Consider the following 17,031-nt stretch of genomic DNA (forward strand, 5'->3'; position numbering starts at 1 on the left):
CGAAAGGACTATCAACGAGTTAATACAATGGTAATTTATATTAATTACTTGTGCTGATAATCTGTTAAATGCTTGTTTTTACACTGAAGCTTTACTAAGGTGACATGTAGGCGTAACGGCGCAAAGTTAATGATTTTATTAGCTTATCTGCCTATGCTACAATGCTATTTTTAGTTGCCTATTGGGTCATCGTTGCACTCGCACGATGAATTTATCTTTTTGCACAAGCAGTATCAATAGACAAGCGAGCGCTCAGTGAATACTGAAATTATCAAGATAATCCTAGCCTTTATGGTATTGATCAATCCATTTAGCGCATTGACGTTATTTTTAGATTTGACTCGCGGCTATTCGATGAACAATCGACGCAAGGTCGCGCGCGTTGCTTGTCTGACCATTTTTATCACCATCAGCTTTTTCACGATTGCAGGTGAGACGCTGTTAAAAACCCTTGGTATTTCTATCGGCTCGTTCCAGTTGGCAGGCGGTATATTGGTGTTTTTAATTGCCCTAAATATGATGAATGGAGAGGGTAATCCTGTTAAACCTGATCAAGAAAACTTCGATGTTGATCATGTAAAAGATGCGCCAGTTTCAATGGCAGCTGCCGTGGTTCCTCTTGCGATTCCGATGATGATTGGGCCTGGTGGTATCTCTACAGTTATCATTTATTCTTCACAAGTATCAGGTATTTTGCAGGTATCTGCCATCTTGATTGCTGGCTTATTCATCAGTCTGTTTTGCTATTTGGCATTGATGGCGGCAGGTCGAATCAGTCGCTTACTAGGCGATACTGGCTTGAACATCATGAGTCGAATCATGGGTATGCTATTGGCCGCCGTTTCTATCGAGATTATCGTTAATGGACTGCGTACGCTCTTTCCTAGCTTGATGTAAATGACCAATACAATATTACCGCTAACCATATATATTTATACAGTGGTTAGCGGATATCGACGTCATTCAGTTTATTCAACACTCAGCTTATCTATCATTTCTCAGTCATACCTCTATCAGCTTTGATACAAATGCCACGCCAGATACAGCATCAGTAACCCTACCAAAGCATCCAGTATGTTCCATGCCTTAGGCTTCTCAAATAGAGGTCTGAGTAATCGCGCACCATATCCAAGCGCAAAGAAGAAAAAGAACGAAGCGCTAATTGCACCTGCGGCAAACGTCAATTTACTACTTGCACCCGTAGAGACCATGCCGACGAGTACCAAGGTGTCTAGATAGACGTGTGGGTTTAGCCAAGTAAAGCCAAAGCATAGTAACAAGGCTTTTTTTAAGCTAGTGACGACTTGCCCTTCGACAGTCAAAGCATGTGACACATGTACGCTGGCATACAAACTCTGTAAGCCGTATCCTAATAAAAATATAACGCCTGCTATTTTTGCGATATCTATAACGTGAGGATAGCGAGCCGTAACTGCACCAAAACCACCAACACCTCCTGATATTAAAAACGCATCGCTCACCGCACAAAATAAACAAACAAAAAATATGTGCTCGCGTTTGAGACCTTGTTTGAGTACAAAGGCGTTTTGAGAGCCAATAGCAATGATGAGAGATAGCCCAAGTAGGAAACCAGAAATATAATCGGGAGCATTCATAATGATATTAAAACGCGTAACGGTAATGACCAACAACTGATAGAAAATTATAAACAATCAAGAATAAATGTTGGTAAGGTAGACATTGGTGCAGTGTGTTATAACTTTATGCCCGCTGTTGACTGGATATGCACAAACTTAGGTTATGTGCTTGAACATACAGATTCTGCATTTCGATTCGATCGATTTTGTAGCGTATGACATTTTTTTCTTGCGCGCCCAGATGCTAAAAAAAAGCTATAGTGAAACGCTTATTGAGCAAGAGTATGCTCATTTTAACACGATGAATGACGCGCAAATTAATTTAATCGAACAAAGCACAATGGCAGTGCCGCCTAGTGGCGAAGGGTCATATATACATGAGTCGATTAGGGCTGCAATTGCTGAATTTATAGAGCTAGGTGAACAAGGCCTTAGAGAAAATTTATCTGCTTTTTTACAGGAAATGGTACAAGTTGCTGAGCTGGTGGCAACCGTGAACAACTTTGGCGCGCGCGGATAACAATTTGGTCGATATGGCTGTTTAGTTTGGGTCTTAAATTCACTTTGTGCATTTAAGAAATGTTGTTCGTGAGGACAATGGCTCGTTTTATGCAGATGAGAACCTTGATTGCGATAATGATATGGTTAGCCTATTGATGGATTACTTAATGAGGAAAAATGCATGACATAGTGATGCCAATTCCAATGCGCCTTGATCATGGTCGTTTAAGTGAGTGGTTATTAACTTATTGAGAATAAGAGGAAACTTTCCTCTTTTTTAAATTTTTATATAAGCATAATGTTTATAACTGTTAATAACTTACACTATTTGCTAATAATAGAAGTTCACAAAATAAGGACGTTTTCGCGCTAAAATAGGAAGAGTGTCCTCTGATAAAGTTATTATGTTTTCAAAGCTGCATAGGCGAATTCAAAATGTACGAAAAATTCAAAATAATGGCTCAAAGGCATGTACATCCTTTGTTTATTAAAGATAAATTAGGCGGGTTTGATTTTTCATCTACAACTACATTCATCAAGAGAAATAATGAGTACTTTTGTGTTTTTGCAGCTCATGCTCTGCCATTATGTGAGGCGACGCTAAAAAATATTGGTTTTTTGTTAACATATGGTAGGTTTACTTCATTAGGTGAGGTATCCAAAGATTATACGATAGATAGAGATAATGATTTGGTTATTTGTCGTACTACTGGACCTTTTGAGCACAAAAATTACTTTGACTTAGATACTAAGGAAATTACTACTGATTTTAAAGACGAAGCAGTAGGTTGGCTAGGATTTCCTAAGAAGAAAGCAAAACAAAAATACCATCGTACTAAAGCTACTACAGATCATGTTGTTCAAGATATTAGTACCTTTGAAGATGGTAGATTAAAGTGGACAAATGCTAACTATTTACTGATAGGTATGGAAGTTGCCAACATAACTGAACGTGAGATCTCTGCTCATTTCGATGATAAAAAGGTTGATTATGAAAAGGAAGGCTACAAAGAGAAGGCATATTCTCTTAAAGGAATGAGTGGAGGTGCTTTATTTCATGTTTCAAAAAACATTAATAGTGATACTCCTTTATTGAGTGATTTTTTTAAATTTGCAGGAATAGGCTTAGAACACTACGATTCAGACAAAATAATTAAAGGAGCCTCAGCTAATTTAGTTGTCAATCTAATAGATAAACACTTAAAGAAAATATAATGAGCTGTTAAACAAGGACAAAAAACAGTTGGTTTTGCTCTTTCGCCGCTAATTTTATCCAACAATTATTTGCATATTATTAGGGCTACATGGACTCCCCTTTGTCAAGCAATAGCATTTCTAACAACAAGAAGATCTGACAGCAGCTCTACATTTGGTGTTTATTAGCTTTGTTACGCTATCGCCCAGTAATGCGCGCCAGAGCAGGCTTCCATACCAATAATACACGGTGGTAATTCAGCTATTTCAACTAATAGGTTGTTTCGTTTAACAGTTTTGCGAAATTTGCACTTGTCATGCTCATCAATAGCGTGAATACTAAACACTAACTTGGCTAAATCAATGCCAACAGCTTTAATTACAGACATATGGACTCCTCATATTTGAAGCTTATAATCAACTTCACTATGGCACATTGGTAAAAATGTGCTGAGTGAGGAGTCCATATCATTCGTTATAAATCATAAGGAGGAATGTTGTGACTACATTTTTAAAAGATAAAGTTAAGATAAGCGACAATAGGGAAACGCTAATTAAATATCATCACTTGGGTCACGAAGATGCTCTAAACTTGCTTTCTGAAGCAGCTAAAGCAAATTTCACAAATAGTTTCAAGAAATCGGTCAGCAGTGGATTTGACATGGTGGAAGCTGCTGCCGAAATGGTTTTAGACTACAAGCCCGATCAAATTCAACCCAATGACATAGAATCTGTCGTTAGGGCTTTCATGTTGTTCAGCGAAAATGAGAGAGCAAATAGATTTTTGGATGAAATAGAGGTTGATGGTTTTGAGAAGGAATATTTTTATCGGATAGCTAGAGTTACTGATCCAAGCACACCAAATCCCGGAGAGCCAATTGCCGATCCCGAGCCAGAACCAAAGCCTCCTCGTCCAAGAACAGTAGGCAATGTTCGTGGAAGGTTTTCGCCAGATTTTGAAGTAGGTAGTGGACTCCAAAATACAGGAGCTTTTACACAGATAATTAACAGAACAAGCCGGCCACTAAAAGTTCTTATTGATGGAAAGTATTTAGGTTCTGTTCCAGAAGAGGAATACAACTCGTTTGCTTTTCATGAAGGTGCAACAAAAATCAAACTAATACAAGAATTGGGTAAAGGGGCAACAGTTAATGCCCAAATCAACAACGGCGAGACTCTTTACCTGACAGTGGAGGAATAATTTATAACAAGGCGCTGCTGCCAGACAAATTTTCCGCTGCGCTTCAAACTTGCCGCAGAGCGCGACGTTATGCGTTTACCGCTAATCGGCTTGATATTAATACAGCAAGTCCCTGTATCTATTAAATGTTTATATTAAAAGGAAAATTATGGAACCGCTTTTTAACCAAAATTGTGAACTAGTTGGCTGGATGAGATTAGATGCACATATCTTTGATCTTGATATGAACTGGGTTGCTTATATTTCAAATAATCATGCTTGGTCTGCTGAGACCGGAAACTGGCTAGGGCCTATTGATGTCGCAACTTGCTTAGATCAAAACGGTAAACCGCTTGTGTGGAGTCCTATAAGTGATATTCGTGGAACTGTACGCCCAATAAGGCCTGTGCGAGCTGTTAGATCTGTACGTCCCGTTAGACCAGTGAGGCCTGTACGTCCCGTTAGACCAGTGAGGCCTATAGCTCCTGTTGGTGGCTGGTCTCAACTAACATGGCAACAATGGCTAGCTCAGTAAACAACGCATAACAAGTTGCTTAAACGGAAAAATAACAGTTTGCCATCGCTTCGCGATTATAACCAACCATTTTTATCCGCTTAACGAGGCTACATGGACTCCCCTTTGTCAAGCAATAGCATTTCTGACAACAAGAAGAGCTGACAGTAGCTCTACATTCGGCGTTTATTAGCTTTGTTACGCTATCGCCCTGATGATTTGCGCTTGAGCAATGCCTCATTCGTTAAACAGAGTATTAATTAATAATCTCTTCCCGATCAAACAGGCTTTTTTGCTCTCGGTGTTACCGTCAATTGCTAATGCACAGACTCGGTGGTATTAACCTTTTAGTTTAACTACTTTAAAAAATCATTTCACATAGTTAGCTTGATACTCTTTTTCTGAGTGTAATAGTGCCCATATTAGACGGGCGTTTTTAGCGGCCAGCGCAACAGTGGCTCGTTTGAACCCTCGTCGTTCAACAAGGTCTTTTACCCACATACTCGTACGGTTGATTTTGTTTTTACAGTTAGCAATAACCGCTCGTGCGCCATGAATAAGTGAAGTGCGAATATGTTTTTCACCGCGCTTGCTAATTCGCCCAAGGTGCGCTTTTCCGCCTGTTGAATATTGCCGTGGAACTAAACCAATCCATGCAGCAAATGATCTGCTGGTATTAAAATGCTTAGCGTCATTAACGGTCGCTACAACAGCTTTTTCCCCCGTAATCGATTGATACGTGCGGTTCTGTCTTTTATAGCGCCTTGCCTAATGCGATGTAAACATAAAACGGCTTGTTGCTCTTCACTTTTGATACTGACAAAGCGTGTTTTAGCTTTAAAAACTCAATTAAGTAATTTGACGAAGTCTCAAGAAATTCCCGATATTCTGAAATTAACATCTAACATAAAAAATGGGTCGCTTAGCATCTAAAGAGTGAAAGTCGAGAGTAGGAATGGTGACATTTTGCTTACTGGCAGGCCAGCAAAAACCTGCTAAGATACGCTATTGAATGAATGTATGCAATATGCGCACAATGTGAGTGTAATAGACGAGGGGCAGAGCAAGTCATGGTAGTCAGTTTGACAAGAATGCTACAGTCATTTGGGCAAGCTCAAGATGACCTACCGACATTGGCAGCAAAGAATGCTCAGGAGATGAGTGTCAATCATGAACGGGATGCTGCTGCCAAGAGTGATAGCAATCACGCAGTACATGAGCGTTCTACACTGACTCCGCCTGAACGTGTAAACCGCATATGTGATGCGTTGGCACAAGTGAGTGATAGCCAATCATCCACGCCTTTGACCGATCGCTATCTGAGTAATCGTGCTCAAATGCGCCCAACCAATAGACCGCCTTTTGACCCAGATACCTTGTGGTATCTCAAACATGGACGTTGTCCGATTATGACTGAGCTTGTTGATGTGGTTGATGAGGCCACCCTAAATGCCATGCCTATTGAAGCCGTTGCGATACTAGACCGTATCAACGGTAAGCTAAAGCGTTACCGTGAGTGGAGTAGTGAGCTGAACGAACAGCAACAGCAGCAGCATAATGAGCGTCAGTTCGTCATCGATAAATTGGTGTCCGAAAGTATCCCTGAGGCATTGCATCATTATGAGCAGCTACAACGCTTTAGTCCGCATCGCACCAAAAATAATATGGTGCAGGGCAAGATGACGGCCGGTGATATGCTGACAGATTTGTTTTTAGAGATTGACTATGAGCTTGACGAGTTATTGGATGAGTTGCATCAGACAGTTTTGAACCGCCTTGCCTCAACCCATCGTTATGTTAAGAGCCGTACGCAAAATTAAATGTTCTTTAATGATGTTTTTTTGAACACTTGCAAAGGTTAAGTATTATCAAAAAACACAATCGACCCGGTGCATAACAATATAGGGCTTTAATAGAGCCTTATTTTTTTGTTTAATAATAACAACCATAAGAAATCAGCTACGACATTCTGATAAGTAATAAGGACAATATAATGACCCAAATGACTGCGATGTTCGTAATGTTTGTTTTGTATGGGCTGTTGCCAGCAGCTGGGTTATATCTAGGTTATCGTGGCATTAAAAAAGTCACAGCACCCAAAATGCTCGAATATAAGGCGATTCCGCAACTGGGTTATATACCTGAAAAAAGCCTACCTGTCGACGTTAAAACTGCTCTGGAGCAAATTAATACAAAGGGTGAAAAGCTGCGTGTCATGTATGGCGATACCAATAATGATGGCAAAATTGATGATAAAGATACTGTCAACGAAACTTATATTATGATTCAAAACTTAATGGATAGGCACGTGCCACAAGCAGTGGCTGACTATCGCCGCTTACATGATTTAGATGTGACGGATAGTGCGCTTGCTGACACTACCAAAATTAAGCATTCTAATGTCACGGGCAAAGAAGCCTTGTTAGACGTGCTTAAGACAATTAACACACAGTTCGATGACCTGCTCAACGCGTCATATCATCAAGACGGTCAAAAGCTACTCGCGACCAATCGCTATCTCCAAAAACGTTTTGACAATCCTACTAGCAACACAGAGTTTCAAAAGCCCGATAGCACTAGCACTGCCAGTAGAAATGCGAGCAGTAATGTAGATATCCAAGCGATTGAAAGCCCAACTGGTGAAAATGTGAGCGCTAAAGATATTAAGTTATAAATACAAAGTTGAATGGTGAAAGGGTAAAGAGCAAGCGTATATGAGTATCTTAATAGGCATCGGTATTGTAACGACCGTCACTACCTTTTATCTAGGTAGAAAAGGCTGGCAGGCTTTTCATAAAGCTGTCGGTATCTCACCTGGCGTGCTCACGTATCAGGATTACGATGCGCCCTTGTCATTAGCCACATTAAGCTTGCAGCAGTTAACGTTAAATAAACAGCACTTAAAAACATTGTCAGAGCAGCAACTTCGTCAGCTAAAACGTATCGATGAAAAAGTAAGCAGCTATTACGCTTATCAAGCAGCATTACATGCTCAACATAAGACACCAGCGATAACAGAAGCGCAGTTTGTGTTGAATAAAATGCTGCAAACACGGTTACCCGAAATGCTAGCTACTCATTACCAATTAACAAATATAAATGCCAAGAATGGAAATAACGACAAGAGATTGGAAGCTAATGAGTTATTGCAGAGTGTTTTAGATAATATCGAGCAGCGTTTAGATAAATTACTGGCGCAAATGGATGAGGAACAGCTACAAGAGCTGCGAGTCATGAAGCACTATATTAATAGTCACGATAGCTGAGCCGCTATATCTATACTGAGCAACTGTGACGCTTGTAAACTGTGAAGCCTATAAAAAGACACAAAAAAAGCGGTCAATGACTATTTATCATTGACCGCTTTTTTATGTTTATCCCAAATCTATTTAAGACTTAGAATAATGTTAAAGCAATTTAACTAGCGCTTATCATTGCGATCACGGGTGTTGCGTGTACCGCGGCTAGCAGGGCTAGCGCTACTTTTAGGTTTCGCGCTGCTATTGCGGTTATCGTTACGAGTGTCAGTGCGACGCGCTTTAAGCGGCTTGTTTCTGATACGTTCTTGTTTTTCTTTGGCTGCGCCATGTAGACCCGTGCCATAACGTGGGCGTAAGCTGACCAAATCCGTCAACGTGTTGATTTCTTTTTTATCAAGCTCTAAGAAACGGCCAGTACGTAGCTCTTTTGGTAGAACAATCGTGCCATAGCGTGTACGTAATAGACGACTAACTTTTAGACCTTGTGATTCAAATAAACGACGTACTTCGCGGTTTCGGCCTTCTTTTAGCTGGACGTGATACCACTTGTTGACGCCTTCGCCGCCGCCTTCTTTGATGTCTTCAAATTTGGCAAGGCCATCTTCTAGCATGACGCCAGCAGTCAATGCACGGGCGATATCAGGCGTTACTTCACCCAATACACGTACCGCATATTCACGCGTGACTTCACCAGATGGATGCATCAAGCGATGCGCCATTTCACCATCATTAGTAAATAACAATAGGCCAGTTGAGTTGATGTCCAAGCGTCCAACCATTACCCAGCGGTCATGCGTTAGCTTTGGCAAGCGTTCAAAAACAGTTGGGCGACCTTCTGGATCTTTAGCCGAACAAACTTCGCCTTCAGGCTTGTAGTAAGCGATAACACGGCGACGCTTCTCATTTTCAGAAGTGTATTTGATTTGACGGCCATCAACACGAATCTCATCACCTTGCGAGACGCGATCACCGATGGTCGCAGGACCGTTATTAACCGTTACGCGGCCAGATTTGATGACTTCTTCCATTTGGCGGCGTGAACCAAGTCCCATACGGGCGAGTGCTTTCTGTAATTTTTCGTCTTTCATCATAATATCCTTGAGTCGGTGGGTTTACATTTCTCAATGTAAAAAATCGGATTGACTATTCTACGCTATTTTAACAAATTTAGCACGTAAACCAATACCTTACTGGTTATTAATGCATAAACAAACATGATGCTAATCAATAAAAGTTTATTAGTCGTATACGAAATATAGACTCGGAGACTCTCAATGACTAACTATATAAGTTAATACATAGATACAAACACTTACACTACTTCGGCATTAAAAGGATAGTTCCAATCATAAATGCAATCGAAACAAGCCTTCATTAAGTTAGATTTCTTCAAATTAAAAATAAAAATTTTATTTATGATGAAGCTGTTTTCACTTGCATTTTTTTATCGCTAAATAATCTAAAAGTTGATATCAATTTTCGTAATTAGCCGCAAATAAAGGGCTTGATAAGCAATTGCAAAATAGTCACTTAATTATTTTATGACAGATTATATTTATTGCACTGAATATAGTTTAGGTGTATATTTATTAAATATATTCTTTTTTACGAATATAAATGCTGTGGTGAGGTTTCTTGGTTTGATTCACAAATATAAATATGAGTAACTGTTATGGTTAATAAATATTTCATTTTTGTACACAAACGCTTCTTGGTAATGAGCATATTTTGCTTATTTCTAATGGGGTTGTTTAGTGGCTGTACGATCAACTCAGGACTTCAGTCAGGAAATCTTCCTGAATCTGGCACCTTTACTGCAGAAAACGGTCTTCAATTTCATATTCAGCCTTTAAGTTTGGCAACTTTACCGCGTACAGCGCCGCCTACTGTGACTCAAGATCTCTCTCATTTGATCAAAACCTCTGGACGAGTCAATTACGGCATTGCGAAAGGGGATGTGCTGAATATCATCCTTACCAATTATCCAGATATTAATGCGTCAACTGCTAGCTTAACGGTAGATCAACAAGGGTATATACAGTTTCCATTAATAGGTAGAGTTCAAGCCAGTGGGCTGAGCGTGCCGCAGTTCACCGCTACGTTGCAAAGCAAGTTACAACGTTATCTCAAGTACTCAGATCCTCAAGTCAAAATCATCAATTACCGTGGCAGCAAGTTTTTCGTAGATGGTGCGGTGAAGCAGTCTGGTGAGTTTGCTATTGCTGATGTGCCAGTGTCGGTATATGGGGCTATCTCTATGGCAGGTGGTACCACTGAGACAGGCGATTCAAATAACATTGTGCTAAATCGTCAGGGCAACAGCTATCGCTTAGGAGTGCAGTCACTACATAAAATGGGACTGTCTGCCAATCAAATCTATCTGCGGAATGGTGACTCTATTCACGTCAATAGCCAAAGCCGCAATAAGGTCTACGTATTGGGTGAATTTGGCAAAATTGAGCCAGTTGCGATTCCAGAACAGGGGCTGAGCTTAGCGCATGTATTGGGCGAGTCAAATGGACTAAATTCCAATACGGCTAATGCAGCCAAAGTATATATCGTGCGCGACAACCCTAAGTACCAGTACACCAATATTTATTACGTCGATATGCAGAGTATCACAAGCTTGGCATTAGCCAGTCGCTTTGACATGCAAGCCAATGACATTCTTTATGTGGATCCAACAGGCTTGGCTCGCTGGAATCGTGTGATTAGCGCGATACTACCATCAACCTCTGCCATCAACGTGATATCAGGGTTATAAATGATAGCTAGTGAAAATACTGGATGTGCTTCGAATTTCAATACTGAGATTAATTGAAATAAGAATAGGAAGTAGAGTGATAGATTTTATAAGGTGCGATGAGGCAGAGAGTAATCTAACTGCAGTCAAGGGCAGTTAGGGACTTGAAGCTAAGCGAAAGCTATTAAGCGATTAACATTGAATAATGGGTATATGGTTATGAATAATATAGATTCAAAAGACCTATCGACACCTAAGGGTGACAACGACAATGACAACATCGACTTAACGGCGCTGGTTTTGGTTTTGTTGCGTGGCTGGAAAGTCATAGCGCTTATGGCAGCAATCGGACTCTTAATAGGATTTTTCTATACACGTTATATTAATCCGACCTTCAAGTCTGATGCGCTGATTCAAATTGAAGAAAACTCCCAAGGAGTCGATGCGCTTGGTGCAAACATCTCAGAGTTGGTCGGAGAAGAAGTGAGCAAAGCTGAGGCAGAAGCCGAGCTCATACGGTCTCGGATGATACTAGAGCCAGTCGTCGATATGCTACATCTAGACATCAAACTGACCGATCCTAATATTGGCTATCTCGATAAAATAACAAACGACCGCATTAACACTCAGTTGAACACAAATGATGGTGTGTCTTTGAGCACAAAAAACGGTTCGGTTCAAATTAATCAGTTCGATGTGTCACCAGCATATTTAAACCAATCTTTTACGCTATCACAGTCTGACACAGGATTTGTCCTGAGCAATGGATTAGATGATTTCAAAGGACAATTGGGTCAGCCGCATCAGTTCAATGGGGTAAACGGTGAGATTAATATTACAGTGACTGAGCTACCTGCAGACGGTTATCCTATTGGCGTCACTCAGCAGACCTTAAAGACCACGACAGACGCGATTAACAGCGCCTTGTCTGTGGAAGAAAAAGGCGATAAAACCAACATTATTCAGCTGTCGATGACAGGTACAAACCAACAGCAAATCACGACCACACTTGATCAAATAGTCCAGTCTTATATCGATCAAAACCAATCTCGTGGTACGGAAGAAACGACCAAAACATTGGCTTTCATGGAAACACAGATTCCAGCATTAAAAGAAAAATTAGATGCCTCTGAAGCTCAGTTCAATGAGTTTCGTAAAAAGCACGGCACCATCGATGTAGGTAAGGAAGCTGAGCTGTTGTTGAATGAAAAGTCTCGAATCGATGAGCAGCTCAATGATCTCAAATTAAAGAGAGCAGATCTAACGACTTACTATACCAATGAACACCCACTCGTCATCCAGATAAATGAGCAACTAAAAGTCCTCAACAGTCGAATAGGAGCGATAGGTAGCACCGTTGCAGGACTGCCTGAAATACAGCGAGAGTTCTTAAAGTTATCGGAAGATACAGCCATTAATAGAGAGATTTACCTCACGCTGCTCAAAAACTATGAGCAACTAAAAATCGTTAGAGCTGGTCAGGTTGGTTATGCCCGTATACTAGATAGACCGACCAATACCTTCGATGCCATTGCGCCAAACAAATTCCAAATTATGCTGCTGGCGCTACTCGTAGGTACTGTACTGGGGGTAATGCTGGTTCTAATCAGAAACTTAATTAGAAATGTTGTAAAAGACCCAGAACATCTAGAGTCTAAAACGGGAGTTCCTGTTATTGCAACGATTCCACGTTCGACCTCGATATCTAAGCTAGGTAGGAACAAAAAAAATATAGGTCGGATGCTTGCTCATGTTGATCACAACGGCTTGAGCTATGAAGCAATTAAAAATTTACGGACAAACCTTTTATTCGGTAAGACGACGAAGGCGGCAGATGAAAAGTCCGCTCAGACCATATTAATCACTGGAGAAAGCCCGGGTGTCGGTAAATCTTTTATTACGGCTAATTTATCTGAGGTATTTGCACAGCTTGATAAAAAAGTGCTGATTATCGATGGAGATATGCGTTTAGGAGAGCTGCACAAAATGTTTAGTATGAGTCCAGACAGTGGTCTCACAGACTACTTACTGCAGGATAAAGATAGCTCTCTAACAGTTAATGAGCCTCGATTAGATACCGACATGGCTAAGTTAAACCTTGAAAGCTTTATTCAGCCGACTGGTATGGAGCATATTGACCTTATATCGCGGGGACGACCGTCGCATAATCCGACTTCGTTATTGATAGGAGAGAGGTTTAATCATTTGATGGCAACGCTCAAAACGAAGTACGACTATATCGTTATTGATGCGCCTCCTATATTGGCTGCATCAGACGCCATGGTGTTGGCACAGCACGCAGACAAAGTACTGATCGTTACCAAATTTGATCATTCAGTAGAAGGCCAGCTAGTCTATGCCATCAAACAGATGAGTAAAGCAAACGTACAAGTCGATGGCATCATCTTAAATGACATACAGCAAAGTATTCTGAATAGGTACAGCTATCACTACCATTATGCTTATGGACACAATTCATAGTTAGTGACTGTTCATTGTCCATGGCAAACGAGCGTCATAACTTAAGTAGGTGGATCTTATGTTTATAAAAACAGAGTCTAACAATGCTTATCAAACGCCAAGCGATCTCAATCGATGGTCGAAGCGTATGACGCTGTTTTTATTAGCCTTACCACGCTTTGCGAAATGCTCTATCTTATTTGGTATCGATTTTTCGGTTGCTGTCCTTTGCTTGGTAGCGGCATTGGCATTGCGTCAGGGTTATGTCGATGATCAAACTGGTTTTACGGTATTAGCTTTTTATGCATTGATACCTGTCGTCAGTTTATATTTGATTGGCTTTTATAGAGGCGCCTCCAGAGGATTTTTCGATGCGGCGATGGGTCGAGTATTACAGTTATTTTTATTACTTATTATCGTTTATCAGTTCATCATTTACGTGAACCCAATGTCAATGATGCCGCGCTCAGCGCCAATCATATTCCTATTCTTATTCTTTATTTGGTTGTGGAACAGTCGGCTAATGATTCGTGGGTTACTGAATCGACTACAGAAACCAGACAATCAAGGTCGCCTAGATAGTTGCTGTGATAACGTGATTATTTATGGCGCAGGATCGGCTGGTAGAGAGCTATTAGAGAGCTTGAGACATTCTCATAAATACAATGTAGTGGCATATATCGATGATGATCCGCAGCTGATAGGGGCTTATCTACATGGTAAAAAAATATATGCTGCTCATGCGTTGCCTTGGTTAATAGAAAAATTAAATGTCGCGCAAGTGATTTTGGCAATGCCTTCTATGAGCCGTGGTCGTAAAAAACAGATTATGGATAGCCTGTCAGGTGTTTCTGTCAAATTAAAAGATTTACCGAGCTTACGAGAGCTTGCTGATGAGATCGTAACAGTCAGCCATATACGTCCGGTTGATATATTAGATGTGCTTGAAAGAGAGACTGTCGAACCAGTTGCTGAGCTGCTTCAAAAAAACATTATGGGTAAAAACGTACTCGTGACAGGGGCAGGCGGCTCTATTGGTAGTGAGTTATGCAGACAAATCATGAAAAATAAACCTGCATGTTTGGTGTTATACGAGCAGTCTGAATATGCTTTGTACACGATCGATCAAGAGCTTAGAAGCCTCATCGCTAGTAATGTCATTAGTGATATTGAGTATCAAGATATCGAGATTGTTAGCATCATTGGAAGCGTGGCTAACGAAAAAAAATTAATCAATATATTCGAAAAATACCATATAAAAACGATTTATCACGCTGCAGCATACAAACATGTACCGATTGTCGAGTCCAATCCATTTGAAGGCACAATCAACAATACTAAAGGTACCTATCATTGTGCCTGTGCCGCAATAAAAGCTCACGTTGATACATTTGTATTGATCTCTACTGACAAAGCAGTGCGACCGACCAACGTGATGGGAGCCTCTAAACGCTTGGCTGAGCTTGTCTGCCAAGGATTGAGCCAAAGCAACAGTCATACGTGTTTTAGTATGGTGCGTTTCGGCAATGTCTTGGGTTCATCAGGCTCCGTAGTGCCACTTTTTACCAGACAAATTGAGCAGGGTGGTCCGATTACCATCACCCATCCAGACATCACGCGCTACTTTATGACCATACCAGAAGCGGCCAGTTTGGTTATCCAAGCAGGGGCCATGGCGTTCGGCGGTGAAGTATTTGTACTTGATATGGGTGCACCCGTCAAAATTGTGGATCTTGCAAAACGTATGATTCGTCTGACAGGGTGTGAGCTAAAAGATGCGAGCAACCCTAATGGTGATATCGAAATTGTATTTACTGGATTGAGACCAGGTGAAAAACTCTATGAAGAGTTAATCATTGGTGCCGACAACATAGAGACCACGTTTCATCCACTCATTATGCAAGCAATGGAGCATAGTTTTCCATTGGAAGACATCGAAGCTATCTTGTTTGAGTTTATCGAAAGATCAAAGCGGCACGATACTGAGTGGTTGAAAGAACAGTTTAGGACCTTCGTTGAAGGCTATCGAGAAGGTGATGAAGCTGATGTCACAAAGAAAGATGTAGAGCAGTTAGAGGTGATTGGTTGAGTAGTAGTGTTACTAGGTAAGGATATTAAATAGCGGTGACAAGGTTAATATTGAAAAGATGATGAAACCACTTATTGGTAAGATTGTTTAGGATATGGTGATTTATATAAATGCTGTGACATACCAAATTGGATGATGAGTAATGACCTCTGAAGTATTTTTATCGATACAGAGCGTAATCAGTCGATTGAAAACCAGTCACTTTGTAAGAGATGTGGCCATGGTTGGAGGCGGTATTGCTGCTGGTCAGGCAATCGCTATGGTCTTTATGCCGTTTCTCACCAGATTATATAGTCCTGAAGATTTTGGTATCGCTGCCGCATTTGCCGCAATCATCAGTATTATTACTCCGATTGCGACCATGGGTTATGCCAATGCCATTGTGATGCCTGATAGTGACGAGGATGCCGCTGCCATTATCAGATTGTCTGTATTGCTCAGTTTGTTTATAGCAGCTATAGCGTTTATCGCTGTCTATTTCGGCAATGTTTATTTGGCACGATGGACGGGTATGGAAAGTGCACCATACATGTTGTATCTCATACCGTTGACGCTATTGGCCGGCGCGTTTCTATCTGTTGCTGATCAGTCTGCTATCAGAGTAGGTTTGTTTAAAGCCAAGGCTCGTGCTTATGTAGAGAGCAAGCTTGTGACAGATACCAGTAAGTTGATAGGTGGCGTATTGGCCCCCTCTGGTATGTTGCTTATTTTATTAACGATAGCAGGACAGCTTACGAATTTTATGATGCAGATGCTTCGGGTGCCTAGGATTGGTGTATTAAATATCCGAGACTGGTTTGGCACGGTTGGTATTCGTAACGCCGCTATATCGCAGCGTGACTTTGCCATATATCGCATGCCGCAAAGTATGCTCAATGCTGCTTCAGTAGGGCTACCAACCATCTTGTTAGCATCACTATTTAGTGCTTCTTCTGCTGGGCAGTATTCGTTGGCTGTTCTTGTGCTCGGCGCACCAGCGATGTTATTAGGGCAAGCTGTTGGAGAGGTTTTTTATCCTAAGATTACGCGTGCGATCACAGCAAAGTCATCAGAGGCTTATCAATTTTTATTAAAAGTAACGGTAATTCTATTGGTGGTTGGTATTGTTCCCTTCGGTACAGTGTTCGTTTTTGGCGATTATCTTTTTTCTTTAGTATTTGGCGCAGAGTGGGCATTAGCAGGTAGTTATTCGCAGTGGCTTTCTATTTGGCTTTTGACCAGCTTGGTATCAGGTGCGAGTACTGCGGCATTGCCAGCATTACGTTTGCAACGCTTTCTTTTGATTAGAGAAGTGTTTGCAGTGATATTTCGTGCTGCAGCGCTGTATATAGGTTTTTACGTTTTTGAGTCGGATATGGTAGCCATTGCTCTGTTCTCATTTGTTGGGGTATTGCTTAGTTTATCTATCATTTATGTCGCTTTTCGGCGTCTTGTTCATGTTCATGAAGTGCCGCAGTAGGTAAGTATTTTGACTGCGTTGAATGGCACAAAG

15 protein-coding genes and 2 pseudogenes are annotated in these 17,031 nt (G+C 40.9%); 13 read left to right on the top strand and 4 right to left on the bottom strand.

The features are described from left to right. The first annotated feature begins 255 nt into the window (after positions 1-255). Positions 256-897 carry a MarC family protein gene (locus AK824_RS03920; RefSeq protein ID WP_082624565.1) on the top strand — a complete coding sequence of 214 codons (642 nt, stop codon included), beginning with the start codon at positions 256-258 and terminating at the stop codon, positions 895-897. A 116-nt stretch (positions 898-1,013) separates the two neighbouring features. On the opposite strand, the gene AK824_RS03925 is transcribed toward AK824_RS03920, so the two are convergent. Beyond that, positions 1,014-1,616: a LysE/ArgO family amino acid transporter gene (locus AK824_RS03925; RefSeq protein ID WP_057758974.1), complete on the bottom strand. Its 603-nt coding sequence runs from the start codon at positions 1,614-1,616 to the stop codon at positions 1,014-1,016. A 39-nt stretch (positions 1,617-1,655) separates the two neighbouring features. Between AK824_RS03925 and AK824_RS13790 the strand changes: the two genes are divergently transcribed. From AK824_RS13790 to AK824_RS03935, 3 genes are all read left to right on the top strand, one after another. Continuing rightward, positions 1,656-1,817 (top strand): mannonate dehydratase, encoded by a 162-nt coding sequence (locus tag AK824_RS13790; protein ID WP_413772212.1) that lies wholly within the window; start codon positions 1,656-1,658, stop codon positions 1,815-1,817. Further along, the gene (locus AK824_RS03930; protein WP_057758976.1) at positions 1,768-2,118 is read left to right on the top strand and encodes an apurinic/apyrimidinic endonuclease family protein; all 351 of its coding nucleotides are present in this window, start codon (positions 1,768-1,770) and stop codon (positions 2,116-2,118) included. The genes AK824_RS13790 and AK824_RS03930 overlap by 50 nt, the downstream gene beginning before the upstream one ends. 416 nt (positions 2,119-2,534) lie before the next feature. Then, positions 2,535-3,314: a hypothetical protein gene (locus tag AK824_RS03935; RefSeq protein ID WP_057758978.1), complete on the top strand. Its 780-nt coding sequence runs from the start codon at positions 2,535-2,537 to the stop codon at positions 3,312-3,314. Positions 3,315-3,496: 182 nt separating this feature from the next. Here the strand turns inward: AK824_RS03935 and AK824_RS03940 are convergent. Further along, a pseudogene (locus AK824_RS03940) lies at positions 3,497-3,682 on the bottom strand (IS110 family transposase); the annotation flags it as partial. 110 nt (positions 3,683-3,792) lie between these two features. Here AK824_RS03940 and AK824_RS03945 point away from each other — a divergent pair. Both AK824_RS03945 and AK824_RS13795 read left to right on the top strand, forming a co-directional pair. Continuing rightward, complete coding sequence (locus AK824_RS03945; RefSeq protein ID WP_057758982.1) at positions 3,793-4,494, top strand: hypothetical protein; 702 nt, start codon at positions 3,793-3,795, stop codon at positions 4,492-4,494. A 190-nt stretch (positions 4,495-4,684) separates the two neighbouring features. After that, a complete protein-coding gene (locus tag AK824_RS13795; RefSeq protein ID WP_413772213.1) occupies positions 4,685-5,008 on the top strand; it encodes a 4-fold beta flower protein in 324 nt (107 codons plus the stop codon). 348 nt (positions 5,009-5,356) lie between these two features. Here AK824_RS13795 and AK824_RS13395 read toward each other — a convergent pair. Further along, positions 5,357-5,832 (bottom strand): annotated as a pseudogene (locus AK824_RS13395) (transposase); the annotation flags it as partial. Between the two features lie 225 nt (positions 5,833-6,057). On the opposite strand from AK824_RS13395, the gene AK824_RS03955 reads away from it, so the two are divergent. The 3 genes from AK824_RS03955 (at position 6,058) to AK824_RS03965 (ending at position 8,253) form a co-directional block, all read left to right on the top strand. Continuing rightward, on the top strand, positions 6,058-6,807 hold the full coding sequence (locus AK824_RS03955; RefSeq protein ID WP_227511198.1) for a hypothetical protein: 750 nt from the start codon (positions 6,058-6,060) through the stop codon (positions 6,805-6,807). Between the two features lie 173 nt (positions 6,808-6,980). Beyond that, positions 6,981-7,661: a hypothetical protein gene (locus AK824_RS03960; protein ID WP_057758988.1), complete on the top strand. Its 681-nt coding sequence runs from the start codon at positions 6,981-6,983 to the stop codon at positions 7,659-7,661. Positions 7,662-7,701: 40 nt separating this feature from the next. After that, entirely contained in the window at positions 7,702-8,253 is a 552-nt protein-coding gene (locus AK824_RS03965; RefSeq protein WP_057758990.1) for a hypothetical protein, read from the top strand. Between the two features lie 155 nt (positions 8,254-8,408). Here AK824_RS03965 and rluB read toward each other — a convergent pair whose 3' ends face one another. Continuing rightward, a complete protein-coding gene (gene rluB, locus AK824_RS03970; RefSeq protein ID WP_057758992.1) occupies positions 8,409-9,335 on the bottom strand; it encodes a 23S rRNA pseudouridine(2605) synthase RluB in 927 nt (308 codons plus the stop codon). A 629-nt stretch (positions 9,336-9,964) separates the two neighbouring features. Here rluB and AK824_RS03975 point away from each other — a divergent pair. The 4 genes from AK824_RS03975 (at position 9,965) to AK824_RS03990 (ending at position 16,998) form a co-directional block, all read left to right on the top strand. Beyond that, complete coding sequence (locus AK824_RS03975) at positions 9,965-11,011, top strand: polysaccharide biosynthesis/export family protein (RefSeq protein WP_227511199.1); 1,047 nt, start codon at positions 9,965-9,967, stop codon at positions 11,009-11,011. Positions 11,012-11,209: 198 nt separating this feature from the next. Next, on the top strand, positions 11,210-13,471 hold the full coding sequence (locus AK824_RS03980; protein ID WP_057758994.1) for a polysaccharide biosynthesis tyrosine autokinase: 2,262 nt from the start codon (positions 11,210-11,212) through the stop codon (positions 13,469-13,471). Between the two features lie 58 nt (positions 13,472-13,529). Continuing rightward, positions 13,530-15,539, top strand: a complete 2,010-nt coding sequence (locus AK824_RS03985; RefSeq protein ID WP_057758996.1) for a polysaccharide biosynthesis protein — start codon at positions 13,530-13,532, stop codon at positions 15,537-15,539. Positions 15,540-15,681: 142 nt separating this feature from the next. Next, entirely contained in the window at positions 15,682-16,998 is a 1,317-nt protein-coding gene (locus tag AK824_RS03990; protein ID WP_057758998.1) for a lipopolysaccharide biosynthesis protein, read from the top strand. Positions 16,999-17,031: the final 33 nt, after the last annotated feature.

Source organism: Psychrobacter sp. P11G3, from assembly GCF_001435845.1.
In the GTDB taxonomy this organism is placed as follows: domain Bacteria; phylum Pseudomonadota; class Gammaproteobacteria; order Pseudomonadales; family Moraxellaceae; genus Psychrobacter.